Here is a 14,816-nt window from a genome sequence, read left to right on the forward strand (position 1 = left end):
GGGGGCATGCCGTGGAAGGCCGGGTTCGGGGTCCGGGTCAGACGCCGATGGCGACGGTGGGCTCGCCGCTCGTCACGCCGTCCTTCTCCATCTGCTCGGCGATCTTCATCGCCTCTTCGATGAGGGTCTCCACGATCTTCGACTCGGGGACGGTCTTGATGACCTCGCCCTTCACGAAGATCTGGCCCTTGCCGTTGCCGGAGGCGACGCCGAGGTCGGCCTCGCGGGCCTCGCCGGGCCCGTTGACGACGCAGCCCATGACCGCGACGCGCAGCGGGACCTCCATGCCCGTCAGGCCCGCCGTGACCTCCTCGGCCAGCTTGTAGACGTCGACCTGGGCGCGGCCGCAGGACGGGCAGGAGACGATCTCCAGGCGGCGCGGCTTGAGGTTCAGCGACTCCAGGATCTGGATGCCGACCTTGACCTCCTCGACGGGCGGGGCCGAGAGGGAGACGCGGATGGTGTCGCCGATGCCCTCGGAGAGCAGCGCGCCGAAGGCGACGGCGGACTTGATGGTGCCCTGGAAGGCGGGTCCGGCCTCGGTGACGCCGAGGTGCAGCGGGTAGGTGCACTGGGCGGCGAGCTGGCGGTAGGCGTTGACCATCACGACCGGGTCGTTGTGCTTGACCGAGATCTTGATGTCGCTGAAGCCGTGCTCCTCGAAGAGGGAGGCCTCCCACAGCGCGGACTCGACCAGCGCCTCGGGGGTGGCCTTGCCGTACTTCTTCAGCAGCCGGGCGTCGAGGGAGCCCGCGTTGACGCCGATCCGGATCGGGGTGCCCGCGTCGTTCGCGGCCTTCGCGATCTCCTTGACCTTGTCGTCGAACTGCTTGATGTTGCCCGGGTTCACGCGGACGGCGGCGCAGCCGGCGTCGATCGCGGCGAACACGTACTTGGGCTGGAAGTGGATGTCGGCGATGACCGGGATCTGCGACTTCTTCGCGATCACGGCGAGCGCGTCGGCGTCGTCCTGCGTCGGGCAGGCCACGCGGACGATGTCGCAGCCGGAGGCGGTCAGCTCGGCGATCTGCTGGAGGGTGGCGCCGATGTCGGAGGTCCGGGTGGTCGTCATCGACTGCACCGAGATCTGTGAGTCTCCGCCGACGGCCACGGAACCGACCTGGATCTTGCGGCTGACCCTGCGGTCGGCAAGCTTCGTCGGCACGGCCGGCATTCCGAGAGAGATGGCAGTCATCTGCTGTGCAACCCCAAGGTGTGGATCAAGGTCCCGAATTCGGCGGGCTCCAGCCTCCGAGATTACGGCAATCCCCGGGCCCCCCTCGCATCCGAGGGGGTGCGCCACCCGAACGTAGGGAGCCGGGCACGATCCGTGCCCGGCTCTCCGCGGTTCGGTGGAACGGCCCCGGCCGCTAGGTGATCTTGATCGGGTTCACCACGTCGGCGACCATCACCAGCAGCGTGAAGCAGATGAACACACCGGCCACCACGTACGCGACGGGCATCAGCTTCGCCACGTCGAAGGGGCCCGGGTCGGGGCGCCGGAAGATCCGCGCCAGGTGGCGGCGGAACGACTCCCACAGGGCTCCCGCGATGTGCCCGCCGTCCAGCGGGAGCAGCGGGAGCATGTTGAACAGGAACAGCGAGAGGTTGAAGCCGGCCAGCAGGTTGAGGAAGAAGACGAGCTGGTGCTGGGCGGGGATGTCGAGGGTGAAGATCTCCCCGCTGACCCGGGCCGCGCCGACGACGCCCATCGGGCTGTCCTGCTTGCGCTCGGCCCCGTTGAAGGCCGCGTTCCACAGGTCAGGGACCTTGGACGGCAGCTGCACCAGCGACTGCACGCCGGCCTGCATCATCTCGCCCATGCGGTCGACGGACTGGCCGAAGGACTGCGGGACGTAGCCGGGGGCGGGGGTGAAGCCGAGGAAGCCCGCGGTGACGTACTGGTCCTTGACGTACTTGCCGCTGCCGTCCGTCTTGGCGACCTTGTTCTCGATCAGGGTGGCCTGGAGGTCCACGCGCCGGCCGTCCCGCTCGACCGTCAGGCTCGCGGGGCCGACGGTGGCCCGGATGTCCTTCTGCAGGGCGGACCAGTCGTCGACGGGGCGGCCGTTGAAGGCGACGATCTTGTCGCCCGCCTTCAGGCCCGCGGCCTTGGCGGGGGCGGCCGGGTCGCCGGGGGCGCACTTGTCGCGCTTCTCGCTCTGCTGGATGACGCAGTCCGAGACCGTCTGGACCGAGGTGGTCTGCGTGTTCAGCCCGAAGGTCATCAGGGTGGTGACGAAGATCGCCACGGCCAGGACCAGGTTCATGAACGGGCCGGCGAACATCACGATCACGCGCTTCCACGGCTTGCGCGTGTAGAAGAGCCTGCTCTCGTCGCCGGGCTGGAGTTCCTCGTACGCGGCCGAGCGCGCGTCCTCGATCATCGACCGGAACGGCGAGGTGGACCGGGCGGTCACCTTGCCGTCCTCGCCGGGCGGGAACATCCCGATCATGCGGATGTAGCCGCCCATCGGGATGGCCTTGATCCCGTACTCGGTCTCGCCCTTCATCCGCGACCAGACGGTCGGGCCGAAACCGACCATGTACTGCGGCACGCGGATGCCGAAGAGCTTGGCCGTGGAGAGGTGCCCCAGCTCGTGCCAGGCGATGGAGACCAGCAGGCCGAAGGCGAAGATCACGACCCCGAGCACCGTCATCAGAACTGTCATGCGCGCGCCTCCACGGCGGCCCGAGCCGCCATCTCCCGCGCCCGGGCCCTGGCCCAGGCCTCTGCTTCAAGGACGTCCTCGACGGTCAGGGAGGTTCCCGACGCCGGCGTCCCGTGCTCACCGACCACGGCAGAGACCGTATCCATGATTGCTGTGAACGGCAGCCGGCCGGCCAGGAACGCCTCGACGCACTCCTCGTTGGCCGCGTTGAACACGGCCGGGGCGGTGCCGCCGAGGGTCCCGACGTGCCGGGCCAGGCCCACCGACGGGAAGGCCTCGGTGTCCAGGGGGAAGAACTCCCAGGTGGACGCCTTGGTCCAGTCGAAGGCGGGCGCCGCGTCCGGGACCCGCTGGGGCCAGCCGAGACCGATCGCGATCGGACCGCGCATGTCCGGCGGGGTGGCCTGGGCGAGGGTGGAGCCGTCCGTGAACTCCACCATCGAGTGGACGTAGGACTGCGGGTGGACGACGACCTCGATGCGGTCGAAGGGGATGTCGTAGAGCAGATGCGCCTCGATGACCTCCAGTCCCTTGTTGACCAGGGTCGCCGAGTTGACGGTGATGACCGGGCCCATCGCCCACGTGGGGTGGGCCAGCGCGTCCTCGACGGTGACGGCGGCCAGCTCGGCGCGGGTGCGACCGCGGAAGGGCCCGCCGGAGGCGGTGACGACGAGCTTGCGCACATCGGCCCGGGTACCGGCGGCGAGGGCCTGGAAGAGGGCCGCGTGCTCGGAGTCCACCGGGATGATCTGGCCGGGCTTCGCGAGGGCCTTGACCAGCGGACCGCCGACGATCAGCGACTCCTTGTTGGCCAGGGCCAGCGTTCGGCCCGCCCGCAGCGCGGCGAGGGTCGGCGCCAGGCCGATCGAACCGGTGATGCCGTTGAGGACGGTGTGGCACTCGGAGGCGGCGAGCTCGGCCGCCGCGTCGGGCCCGGCCAGGATCTCCGGCAGCGGCTCCCCGGCCCCGTACTGGCCGTTCAGCGCCTCCTTGAGCGCGGGTACGACGTCCTCACGGGCGACGGCGACCTTCTCGACCCGCAGCCGGCGGGCCTGCTCGGCCAGCAGTCCGACCCGGCCGCCCGCGGCGGACAGCGCGGTCACGCGGAACCGGTCGGGGTTGCGCAGGGCCAGGTCGATCGCCTGGGTGCCGATGGAGCCGGTGGACCCGAGGATGACGATGTCCCGGCGGCCGGCCGCGGGGTCGAAGAGGAGGTGCGGGTCGGCGAGGGGGGCTGGGCTGTCGCTCATGCCCCCATTGTTGCCGCAACTCACGACGGCTTGGACACGGAGTCCCCCTGTACGACGGCGGCGAGGAGCTCGGGCAGCGTTCCGGCGAACTCGGGGAGCGAGCGGGCCGCGCGCCACCAGGCCCCGGTGTCCCGGCGCAGGGCCGTCTCGAAGAGGCGGTCGGCCTCGGCCCGGGCGTCCAGCACGGCCTGCGGGCGGTCGTGCCGGTCGGGGTGGTCCACGTCCCCGAGCCAGTGGTCCTCGTCCAGCGCCCAGGCCGCGGGGGCCTTGTGCCGGATGACGTCGGTGCCGGTCAGCACCCCGCTGTCCAGGCAGGCGCGGACCCAGCGGATGTCCTCTCCGAGGTCGCCCATGGCGTTGGGCACGGCGAGGCTGGCCAGGGCCAGTTCACGCTGCGGATCGTCGCCGGGCGCGACGGAGCGGGGGGCCAGGGCGTCGATGGCCCGGGTGAGGCCGGGCACGGCGGGCGCGGCCGGGCCCGACGCCACCGGCACCGTCCCGGCCGCCACAGCGGCGGCCAGCTCCGGGAGGGTGCCCGGGAACGCGTGGGCGTGCCGGTGCAGCTCCGCCCACAGGCGCGGGTCGTCGCCCAGCGCGGGGCGCAGCACCCGGCGCAGCGCCGCGCGCATGCCCGCCCACTCGTCGAGGTTCCAGGCGAAGCGGCCGGTGGCGTGCGCCTGGCCCAGCAGGAGGGTCCGGTGGGCGGGGGCGACGCAGTGCGCGAGCTCGTCGAAGGTGAGGGTGCCGGTGCGCACGGCGCGGACGGCGGGCCGGTGCCAGTGGGGTCCGTACGCGGTCCGGGCGCGCGTGTCGAGCAGCGCGAGGCACTCCCGCCTGCCGAGCCCACCGGTGAGCAGCAGCGCCTCGGCGGAACCGGGCGGCAGCGGGGCGCGGGCGTGCTCGCGCACCAGTGCCGCGGGGTCGAGCGCGTGGGGCAGGGCCAGCACGTCGAGCGGGACGCGCGGCCGGTGGGCGCCGTGGCGGCGCAGCAGTGCGAGGACCTCGTCACCGGTCAGGGGCGGGGCGTCGGGGCCCACCTCGCGGCCCAGCTCGGAGCCGAGGGTGGCGAGCAGTTCCGGTGAGGGCGCGGGGCGGCGCGCGTACCGTGCGGGGCCGGGCAGGCCGGGCAGCGGGCGGCCCCGCACGTGCGGGTTGCGGGCGATGGTGCGGCGGTCCTCGTCGGTGCCGTCGCGCAGCAGGAGCGTGACGACGGGGGCCGGGAGGTGTTCGTCGCGGCTCAGGTAGCGGCGGGTGGACGGGTCGAGGCGGCCGAGCAGGCCCGCCGCGACGCCGTCCGGTGCGTGGCGCAGGAGCAGTGCCACGCACCAGGCCAGCCGCCTGCTCTGTCTGTCGACGTCCACATGCATCCGATTCCCCGTCGCCGCTCCGGTACGCCTTTCCGCGTGCGGAGATGATCTCAGCCGACGGGCCGGGCGTCAGCGGATGGGACGGTGGACGTTCGGGTGGGTGGAGGGGCCGGGGGTGGCGTCCGCGATCCAGGGGCCGTCGCCGGAGGGGTCGATGATCCCTTCTTCGAGCCAGGCGTAGGTGCCGGTGAGGACGCCCGCGACGACCTTGCGGTCGAGGTCGTCGGTGTTGGACCAGAGGCGTCCGAAGAGTTCCTCGACGCGGAGCCGGGACTGCTCGCAGAAGGCGTCGGCGAGCTGGTAGGCCTCGCGGCCGTGGTCCCCGGTGGAGCGCAGGTGCTCGGCGCGGACGCAGGCCGCGCTCATCGCGAAGAGTTCGGCGCCGATGTCGACGACGCGGCCGAGGAAGCCCTGTTTGGTCTCCATTCGGCCCTGCCAGCGGGACATCGCGTAGAAGGTGGAACGGGCGAGTTTGCGGGCGCCGCGCTCGACATAGCGCAGGTGGTTGGCGAGGTCGGGGTGGCCGGCCGGGTGGAAGGCGCGGTAGGTGCCGGGGACCTGGCCGGCGCCGGTGGCGAGCTTGGGCAGCCAGCGGGCGTAGAAGCCGGCGGCGCGGGCTCCCGCCTTCGCCTTGTCGCCGAGCGCCTTCTCCGGGTCGATGAGGTCGCCGGCGACGGACAGGTGGGCGTCGACGGCCTCGCGGGCGATCAGCAGGTGCATGATCTCGGTCGAGCCCTCGAAGATCCGGTTGATGCGCAGGTCGCGGAGCATCTGTTCGGCCGGGACGGCCCGCTCTCCGCGCGCGGCCAGCGATTCGGCGGTCTCGAAGCCCCGGCCGCCGCGGATCTGGACGAGCTCGTCGGCCATCAGGCAGGCCATCTCGGAGCCGTAGAGCTTGGCGAGGGCGGCCTCGATGCGGATGTCGTTGCGGTCCTCGTCGGCCATCTGGGAGGCGAGGTCGACGACCGCTTCCAGGGCGAAGGTGGTGGCGGCGATGAAGGAGATCTTGGCGCCGACGGCCTCGTGGTTCGCGACGGGGCGGCCCCACTGCTCGCGCACGCCGGCCCACTCGCGGGCGATCTTCAGGCACCACTTGCCGGCGCCGACGCACATGGCCGGCAGGGAGAGCCGGCCGGTGTTCAGGGTGGTCAGGGCGATCTTGAGGCCGGCGCCCTCGGCCCCGATGCGCTGGTCGGCGGGGACCCGCACCCGGTGGAAGCGGGTGACGCCGTTCTCCAGGCCGCGCAGGCCCATGAAGGCGTTGCGGTGCTCGACGGTGATGCCGGGCGAGTCGGCCTCGACGACGAAGGCGGTGATCCCGCCCCGGTGGTTCTCGCTCTTCGGGACCCGGGCCATCACGACGAGCAGGTCGGCGACGACCCCGTTGGTGGTCCACAGCTTCACGCCGTCGAGGACGTACGCGTCGTCCCCGTCGGGGACGGCCGTGGTGGCCAGCCGGGCCGGGTCGGAGCCGACGTCCGGTTCGGTGAGCAGGAAGGCGCTGATGGCGGTGGTGGCGCAGCGCGGCAGGTAGGCGTCCTTCTGGGCCTGCGTGCCGAACATCTTCAGCGGCTGGGGCACGCCGATCGACTGGTGCGCGGAGAGCAGGGCGCCGATGGCGGGGCTGACGGAGCCGACGAGGGCGAGCGCCTTGTTGTAGTAGACCTGGGTCAGGCCGAGGCCGCCGTACTTGGGGTCGATCTTCATGCCGAGCGCGCCGAGCTCCTTCAGCCCGCGCACGGTCTCGTCGGGGATCCGCGCCTCGCGCTCGATGCGCTGCCCGTCGATCTCGTTCTCGCAGAATTCCCTCAGCCGGGCCAGGAAGGCCTCGCCGCGCCGGACGTCCTCGTCGGCGGGGAGCGGGTGGGGATGGATCAGGTCGAGGCGGAACCGCCCCAGGAAGAGCTCCTTGGCGAAGCTGGGCTTGCGCCAGTCCTGTTCCCGGGCCGCTTCCGCGACCTGCCGTGCCTCGCGCTCGGTCACCTTGGGGGTTACGGGACGTGCGGGCTGTGTTGCGGACATGAGCGGGCTCACCTCGCCGCGGGAGTCGGGTGGAACCGGCCTACCGGCCGGTACTACCTGTCAGACGTACCCGTTTCGGGCGGCGGGGAAAATCCGGCTTGGGCCGGGTGGGCGAAAAGGAGACGGCCGGAGCCCCCGCACAGTGGGCTCCGGCCGTCGGCTCAATGGCCGTACGAGATCAGATGTCGAGGCCGGTCAGGACCAGGACTCGCTCGTACGTGTAGTCGTCCATCGCGTAGCGGACGCCCTCGCGGCCCACACCGGACTGCTTGACGCCGCCGTACGGCATCTGGTCGGCGCGGTAGGACGGCGCGTCGCCGACGATGACACCGCCGACCTCGAGCTCGCGGTGGGCGCGGAACGCGGTCTGGACGTTGCGGGTGAAGACGCCGGTCTGCAGGCCGAACTTCGAGTCGTTGACGGCGGCGAAGGCCTCGTCGGTGTTCTCGACCTTCGTCAGCGTCAGGACCGGGCCGAACACCTCTTCGGTGGCGAGCTTGACGCCGTCCGGGACGTGGGCCAGGACGGTGGGCTCGTACGAGGCACCCTCGCGCTTGCCGCCGGTGAGGAGCTTGGCGCCCGCGGACACGGCCTCCTCGACCCAGGACTCGACACGCTTGGCGGCGTCCTCGGAGACGAGGGGGCCGACGTCGGTGGCGTCGTCGGAGGGGTCACCGGTGACCTGCGCCTGGACCTTCGCGACGACCTTCTCCACGAGGCGGTCGTAGACGGAGGCGTCGGCGATCACGCGCTGCACGGAGATGCAGGACTGGCCGGCCTGGTAGTTCGAGAAGGTCGCGATACGGGTCGCGGCCCAGTCGAGGTCCGCCTCGGAGGTCCAGTCGTCCAGGACGACGGCCGCGGCGTTGCCGCCGAGCTCCAGGGTGCAGTGCTTGTGGGGCACCGACTGCTGGATGGCGTAACCGACGGTGTCGGAACCGGTGAAGGAGATGACGGGCAGACGCTCGTCCTTCACCAGGGCCGGCATCTTGTCGTTCGCGACCGGCAGGACCGACCAGGAACCGGCCGGGAGGTCGGTCTCGGCGAGCAGCTCGCCCAGGATCAGGCCGGAGAGCGGCGTGGCCGGGGCGGGCTTGAGGATGATCGGCGCGCCGACGGCGATGGCGGGGGCCACCTTGTGGGCGCACAGGTTCAGCGGGAAGTTGAACGGCGCGATGCCGAGGACCGGACCCTTGACGAAGCGGCGCGTCAGGGCGAGACGGCCGACGCCACCGGCGTCGGTGTCGAGGCGCTGGGCCTCTCCGCCGTTGAAGCGGCGGGCCTCTTCGGCGGCGAAACGGAACACGGACACCGCACGGCCGACCTCACCGCGGGCCCACTTGATCGGCTTGCCGTTCTCGGCGGAGATCAGCTGGGCGATCTCCTCCGTGCGCTCGACGAGCCGCTTGGACACGTGGTCCAGGGCGGCGGCCCGTACGTGGGCGGGGGTCGCGGAGAACTCCGCCGTCACGGCGTACGCCGCGGCCACGGCCTCTTCGACCTGCGCGTCGGTGGGCACGCTGACGGTGCCGACGAGGCGTCCGTCCCACGGGGAGTGGACATCGAAGCTGTCCTCGCCGGTGGCCTGGCGGCCGGCGAGCCAGAAGGCGTGGGTGGAAGTCATGCGAATCCCGGCCCTTCGGAGTGTGCGGTGGGTCCTTGTCCCCTCCACCGTAGGACTCCGGCGGGGATTCGGCGTTTGTCCGGCGTGTAGTACCCCGTGTCGGGGGCGCGCCGCTTTGTCAGTGTCCGGCAGCCACCCCGCCGTGCCGGGCCCGCCGACGCGCGAGCGCCGCCGGAGGCAGAACCAGCCCCTCCGGCGTTCGAGGAGCGGGGGTCCGGGGGCAGCGCCCCCGGCAACGGCGCCGCGCCCGGCGCTCTCACCGGTACCTACGACGGAGTCGAACTGGCCTTGAGGGCGAGCCACAGTTCCATGCGGACGTCCGGGTCCTCCAGGGAGCGGCCGAGGATCTCCTCGACGCGCTTCATCCGGTAGCGCAGGGTGTGCCGGTGGACGCCGAGGTCGGCGGCGGCCGCGTCCCACTGGCCGTGCCGGGAGAGCCAGGCCTGCAGGGAGGCCACCAGGTCGCCCCGCCCGGTCGCGTCGTGCTCGCGCAGCGCCCGCAGCGTGCCCTCGGCGAAGGCCCGTACCGCGTCGTCGGCGAGCAGCGGCAGGACCGAGCCCGCCGCCATGTCCTCGTGCTCCACCATCGGCCGGCCGCGCCTGCGGGCCACCGCGAGGGCCTGGTCGGCCTGCTTCAGGGCGGCCGCCACCGTGCCCGGCCCGGCCGGTGCGGACAGGCCGACCACCAGTTCGTCGGGCTCCGGCCCGCTGGTGTCCCGGCCGCGCCTGGCCTCCAGGGCCTCGGCGTGCTCCACGCACGCCTGTACGGCCGACCCCGCGTCGGAGGCCAGCACCACGAGCCGGCCCGGCTCGGGCACCACCAGCAGCGCCTCGCCGGTACGGGCGGCCGCCGACTCCACCGCGTCGGCCAGCAGGGCCAGGCCCTCCGGCTGCGCCGTGCCGGGGAGCGCCGGTTCGGCCACGATCAGCCGGAAGGGCGCCTCCAGGAGGGCCCCGTACAGGTCCCCGGCCACGGAGCGGGCGTGCTCCGCCTCCCCCGCCAGCAGCATCCGCAGCACCGCCGCGCCGAGCCGGGACTCGGCGTCGTGCAGGGAGCGGGAGCGCTCGGTGGTGAGGGTGAGCAGGGCGACGGCGGAGTGCACGGCGTACCGCTCGGCCGTGCCCAGCGGGGCCGCGGTGCCGACGGCCAGTGCGCCGCGGGCCCGGCGCCCGGTGCCGAGCGACTGGAGCTCGACCCGGTCCTCCGCGCCGCCGACCACCGCGCTGGCGGGCGCGGGCCGGTCCCGCAGCCGCTCCACGTCGGGGGTGAGCCGGGCGGCCCGGCGGGCGGCCCAGTCGGGGGCCGCGGCGACGACGGCGCCCGAGGTGTCGTAGAGCGCGGCCCAGCCCTGCACGTGCGCCGCCAGCTTGCCGAGCAGCTCGGCGGGGCCCTCCGCGGACAGCGCGGCCCGCGTCAGCTCCCGCTGCGCCTCGAAGCCGGCGGTCACGGCCCGGTACTGGTCCGCGGCGAGGGCCGCCGAGACGGCCTTGCTGATCGCGAGGAAGGGGGTCTTGCGCGGTACCTCCAGCAGCGGCATCTCCTCGGCCCGCGCGGCCTCGACCAGGGCTTCTGGGATCGCCTCGTAGTTGACCCCGATGGCGAAGCCGATGCCGACGACGCCGGCCGCGGCGAGGCGGCGTACGTAGCGGAGCATCTCCTCGGGATCCTCCGCGTCCAGCTTCATCGCGGTGATCAGCAGCAGCTCCCCGCCCTCCATGTAGGGGACGGGGTCGGCGAGCTCGCTGACGTGGGCCCAGCGCACGGGGGTGTCGAGGCGGCTCTGCCCCGCCCGGACACCGAGTTTGAGCGCCGAGTGCTGGACGAGTGAGGCGAGGGTGAGCGGCATCGGTTACCAGGGGCCTTCGGCGGGGAGGGGGCGACGGAGGGGCGGGCCGGGGGACGGCGGCCGGAGGCGTACAGAGCACCAGAACGACCGCAGGGGCTTTTCGCCGTGCCGTATGAACGGCTCCCCTCGATTCTGCCACCTCGTACGGGTCCGGGGGTGGTTCAGGCCGATCCGGCCAGCCGTACCAGCAGCGGCGCCGCCCGCTCCCCTCGCACCGAGGTCAGCGACAGCACGGCGGAGCCCGGGGGCACCGCGTGGGCGAGGTCGGAGGCGGACCAGCGTTCGCGCTCGACCTGGCGCACGGTCACTGCGTCCGTGGTGACGGCCTTGCCGGTGACGAGTTTGCGGAAGGTGTGGATGGCGCGGGTCAGCGGCTGGTCGGCGAAGACGGTGCGGTGGGTGACGTCGCGGGTCTCGACCCACTCGGTGCCCCAGGCCTCGGCGAAGCGCTTGCCGTCCCAGGTGGTGACCCCGGAGAAGGCCATCCGGCAGCCGACCGCCCCGAGCAGCGGGGTGCGCAGGGCCTCCGGTACGTCGTCCAGCGTGCGCAGCGTGAGCAGCACCCCGGCGTGGGCGGAGCGCAGCCGCTGTACGCCGCGGACGGTCTCGGGGGTCAGGGTGTGGGAGGCGTCGTCGAGGGCGAGGAGCGCGAAGAGGGAGCGGTCGGCGCGGGCCGCGGCGGCCGCGTTGAACTGGGCGAGGAGCAGCCGGGCCAGCATCCGGGAGGCGTCGGCGTGCGCGCGCTCGGGCAGGTCCACCCGGACCCGGATCGGGTGCTCCAGGGCGCGCAGCGAGAAGGGCCGCCCCTGCCCGGTGGTGTCGAAGAAGCCGGCGAAGGCGGGCCGGTCCAGCAGGGCCACGCGGTCGGCGAGGGCGGGCCCGGGGTCGCCGTGGGCCCCGTACTGCCGCTCGCGCGCGTCGAGGTCGCGGAGCATGGCGTGCTCCCCGGCGTCCTCCAGGGCGCTCCGCAGTCCGTCGAGGGCCGGCTGGACCCGGTCGAGCAGGCCCCGCAGCTCGGGCACGGCGGGGAAGCGCCCGTACGCCGTCCGGAAGGGCCCGAGCAGCTGCGCGAGGGCGGTCGCGGCGCGGCGTACGTCGATGCCGGGGACGTCCCCGACGAAACCCTCGGCGAGGAGGGTGGCGGCCTCGTCGGGGTCGGTGGTGCCGCCGTAGAGGTCGAGGTCGTAGACGGATGCGGGGTCGCCGACGCGGACGACGACGTCGTAGGCCGCGTCGGGCCCGAGCTGCGCCCCGGCCGCTCCGACGGCGACGACGGCGGCCTGCCCGGCGAGGGCCTGCAGCGCGAGCGACTCGACGACGGGCCGCACGAGGCGCCCCGTCTTCCCGGCCCCGGAGGGCCCGACGGCGAGAAGGGAGGTGCCGAGCACTCCGGGATCGAGGGCGAGGCCGGTGCCGCGGCGGGCGTAGGGGTTGCGGGGATCGTCCTCGACGGTGCCGAGGCGTACCTGCCGGACGAGCAGATCGTGCCGGGCCGCCCTGACGGGCAGGTCCCGCGCCCCGGAGGGGTGCCCGCAGGCGGCGCCGCCCTTCTCCCGCACGGCATCGACGAAGGCAACCCGCCGGCCGGGATCGGCCTGCACGGACTCCCAGGCCCTGCGGATCCGCGCAAAGTCCACGTCGTTCATCCCCCCGCCCCGCACCTCACCCTCCAGCCGGTCGGCCACCTCGGCCAGCCCCGCGGCGCGCAGCTGCGGCCAGTGTGCGGGGTCGTCAGGGCCACCCTCCTGGGGCCCCGCGACGGCCGGGACGGCCGTCTGGACGGCCCGGACTGCTCGACTGCGGACCAATCGGCGGGCCAGCTCGGGCCAGCGGCCGAGGCGGCCGAAGCCGATGACGAGGATGAGACCGACAATGCCGTACCAGATGTACGCCGCGACGACGGCGGGCATCGTCCCGGCCCACGAGTCCGGCGTGAACATGTACAGCGGCCAGAGCCAGAACCCGCCCAAGTAGCCGTTCCACAGCAGGGACCACAGAAGCAGACCTGCGAGGAGGGAGATCAGGGCGCCGCTGACGAGCTGCCGGACCGGGATGACCTCGGGCTCGGCGGCGACCCGCGGCACGTGCCCGTACGACCAGACCCCCGGCCCGTCCGACGCACGGGCGCCCCGCAGCCACGCGCCGAGGGTGGGGCCGGCGGTCGGTGGTTGCGCGGGCCTCGGCGGCACGCCTGGGGGCGCGGACGGACGGGGGATGTGCCCGGCAGGGGCGGACGGCCGCCCCTTGTCAGTGCCGTACGTGCCCTCGGTGTCCATGAACCCCTGCCCCCTGCCAGTTCCGGTGCTGCGCCGCTCAATCTAGTGCCCGGCCCGCACCTTCGGCCCGTACCCGGTCATGATCCACAAGACATGCCGCACATCCCTCCTATGGCCGTCGCGGACAAGGACACGCGGGCACCACTCCCGAACGGAGCATGCAGGACACCCGCCCCCGGGCCTAGCCTGCGGACAAAGACACAAGTGCGTCCGAAATCACCCCCAGGGAGCTCCCTATGACCGCTGTCCCGCAGGAGCGCAAGCTCGTCACCGCGATCCCCGGCCCCAAGTCGCAGGAGCTGCAGGCCCGCCGCCTTGAGGCCGTGGCCGGCGGCGTGGGCTCCGTGCTCCCCGTCTTCACGGCCCGCGCGGGCGGCGGCATCATCGAGGACGTCGACGGCAACCGCCTGATCGACTTCGGCTCCGGCATCGCCGTGACCTCCGTCGGCGCCTCCGCCGAGGCCGTCGTGCGCCGCGCCTCCGCGCAGCTCGCCGACTTCACCCACACCTGTTTCATGGTCACCCCGTACGAGGGCTACGTCGAGGTCTGCGAGGCGCTGGCCGAGCTGACCCCGGGCACGCACGCCAAGAAGTCGGCGCTGTTCAACTCCGGCGCCGAGGCCGTCGAGAACGCCGTCAAGATCGCCCGTGCGTACACCAAGCGCCAGGCCGTCGTCGTCTTCGACCACGGCTACCACGGCCGTACGAACCTCACGATGGCGCTGACCTCGAAGAACATGCCGTACAAGCAGGGCTTCGGCCCGTTCGCCCCCGAGGTCTACCGCGTCCCGGTCGCCTACGGCTACCGCTGGCCCACCGGTGCCGAGAACTGCGGCCCCGAGGCCGCCGCCCAGGCGATCGACCAGATCACCAAGCAGATCGGCGCCGAGAACGTCGCCGCGATCATCATCGAGCCGGTCCTCGGCGAGGGCGGCTTCATCGAGCCGGCCAAGGGCTTCCTCCCGGCGATCGTGAAGTTCGCCAACGAGAACGGCATCGTCTTCGTCGCCGACGAGATCCAGTCCGGCTTCTGCCGCACCGGCCAGTGGTTCGCGTGCGAGGACGAGGGCATCGTCCCCGACCTGATCACCACCGCCAAGGGCATCGCGGGCGGTCTGCCGCTCGCCGCCGTGACCGGCCGCGCCGAGATCATGGACTCCGCCCACGCGGGCGGCCTGGGCGGCACCTACGGCGGCAACCCGGTGGCGTGCGCCGGTGCGCTCGGCTCCATCGAGACCATGAAGGAGCTCGACCTCAACGCCGCGGCGAAGAACATCGAGTCCATCATGAAGTCCCGCCTCTCCAAGATGCAGGAGAAGTACGACATCATCGGCGACATCCGCGGCCGCGGCGCGATGATCGCGATCGAGCTCGTGAAGGACCCGGTCTCCAAGACCCCGTTCCCGGAGGCGGCCGCGTCCCTCGCCAAGGCCTGCCACGCCGAGGGCCTGCTCGTCCTCACCTGCGGCACCTACGGCAACGTGCTCCGCTTCCTGCCGCCGATCGTGATCGGCGAGGACCTGCTGAACGAGGGCCTGGACCTCATCGAGGCCGCGTTCGCCGGTATCGGCACGGAGATCTGATCGAACGTATAGAACGTCCGATCGCAGCGCCCGGCCGGTACCCGCGGTAACGGTCGGGCGCTGTGAAGAAGCTGTGGGGGGCCGATGGCAAGAGCGCGTTCGTGCTGTCGGTCCCCCTTCCGCTGCCGTACGGTTTCTGCAGATGAGTGAGACACCCCGCTCCCGGGAAACCGGG

Annotated in this window: 9 protein-coding genes; 1 reads left to right on the forward strand and 8 read right to left on the reverse strand. The window is 72.8% G+C overall.

What is annotated here, in order from left to right; genetic code table 11:
* Positions 1–37 precede the first annotated feature (37 nt).
* From ispG to ACZ6Y1_RS10620, 8 genes are all read right to left on the reverse strand, one after another.
* On the reverse strand, positions 38–1,195 hold the full coding sequence (gene ispG, locus ACZ6Y1_RS10585) for a flavodoxin-dependent (E)-4-hydroxy-3-methylbut-2-enyl-diphosphate synthase (RefSeq protein ID WP_469625830.1): 1,158 nt from the start codon (positions 1,193–1,195) through the stop codon (positions 38–40).
* Between the two features lie 175 nt (positions 1,196–1,370).
* On the reverse strand, positions 1,371–2,672 hold the full coding sequence (locus ACZ6Y1_RS10590) for a M50 family metallopeptidase (protein WP_469625833.1): 1,302 nt from the start codon (positions 2,670–2,672) through the stop codon (positions 1,371–1,373).
* Positions 2,669–3,922, reverse strand: coding sequence for a 1-deoxy-D-xylulose-5-phosphate reductoisomerase (gene dxr, locus ACZ6Y1_RS10595; protein WP_469625834.1), 1,254 nt, complete (start codon positions 3,920–3,922; stop codon positions 2,669–2,671). Before dxr ends, ACZ6Y1_RS10590 begins: the two co-directional genes overlap by 4 nt.
* A 20-nt stretch (positions 3,923–3,942) precedes the next feature.
* Positions 3,943–5,283: a hypothetical protein gene (locus ACZ6Y1_RS10600; RefSeq protein ID WP_469625836.1), complete on the reverse strand. Its 1,341-nt coding sequence runs from the start codon at positions 5,281–5,283 to the stop codon at positions 3,943–3,945.
* 75 nt (positions 5,284–5,358) lie between these two features.
* Complete coding sequence (locus ACZ6Y1_RS10605; RefSeq protein ID WP_469625839.1) at positions 5,359–7,311, reverse strand: acyl-CoA dehydrogenase family protein; 1,953 nt, start codon at positions 7,309–7,311, stop codon at positions 5,359–5,361.
* Between the two features lie 178 nt (positions 7,312–7,489).
* A complete protein-coding gene (locus ACZ6Y1_RS10610; RefSeq protein ID WP_469625840.1) occupies positions 7,490–8,935 on the reverse strand; it encodes an aldehyde dehydrogenase family protein in 1,446 nt (481 codons plus the stop codon).
* Positions 8,936–9,201: 266 nt separating this feature from the next.
* Positions 9,202–10,782, reverse strand: a complete 1,581-nt coding sequence (locus ACZ6Y1_RS10615) for a PucR family transcriptional regulator (protein WP_469625842.1) — start codon at positions 10,780–10,782, stop codon at positions 9,202–9,204.
* A 161-nt stretch (positions 10,783–10,943) separates the two neighbouring features.
* On the reverse strand, positions 10,944–13,058 hold the full coding sequence (locus tag ACZ6Y1_RS10620; RefSeq protein WP_469625844.1) for an ATP-binding protein: 2,115 nt from the start codon (positions 13,056–13,058) through the stop codon (positions 10,944–10,946).
* 236 nt (positions 13,059–13,294) lie between these two features.
* On the opposite strand from ACZ6Y1_RS10620, the gene gabT reads away from it, so the two are divergent.
* Complete coding sequence (gabT, locus tag ACZ6Y1_RS10625; RefSeq protein WP_469625846.1) at positions 13,295–14,641, forward strand: 4-aminobutyrate--2-oxoglutarate transaminase; 1,347 nt, start codon at positions 13,295–13,297, stop codon at positions 14,639–14,641.
* Positions 14,642–14,816 lie beyond the last annotated feature (175 nt).

This window comes from Streptomyces sp. NPDC053432, assembly GCF_055585365.1.

Excerpts from the sequence above, each read along its gene's own strand:
- ispG (WP_469625830.1), bottom strand. The coding sequence starts at position 1,195 with ATGACTGCCATCTCTCTCGGAATGCCGGCCGTGCCGACGAAGCTTGCC.
- ACZ6Y1_RS10590 (WP_469625833.1), bottom strand. The coding sequence starts at position 2,672 with ATGACAGTTCTGATGACGGTGCTCGGGGTCGTGATCTTCGCCTTCGGC.
- dxr (WP_469625834.1), bottom strand. The coding sequence starts at position 3,922 with ATGAGCGACAGCCCAGCCCCCCTCGCCGACCCGCACCTCCTCTTCGAC.
- ACZ6Y1_RS10605 (WP_469625839.1), bottom strand. The coding sequence starts at position 7,311 with ATGTCCGCAACACAGCCCGCACGTCCCGTAACCCCCAAGGTGACCGAG.
- ACZ6Y1_RS10610 (WP_469625840.1), bottom strand. The coding sequence starts at position 8,935 with ATGACTTCCACCCACGCCTTCTGGCTCGCCGGCCGCCAGGCCACCGGC.
- ACZ6Y1_RS10615 (WP_469625842.1), bottom strand. The coding sequence starts at position 10,782 with ATGCCGCTCACCCTCGCCTCACTCGTCCAGCACTCGGCGCTCAAACTC.
- ACZ6Y1_RS10620 (WP_469625844.1), bottom strand. The coding sequence starts at position 13,058 with ATGGACACCGAGGGCACGTACGGCACTGACAAGGGGCGGCCGTCCGCC.
- gabT (WP_469625846.1), top strand. The coding sequence starts at position 13,295 with ATGACCGCTGTCCCGCAGGAGCGCAAGCTCGTCACCGCGATCCCCGGC.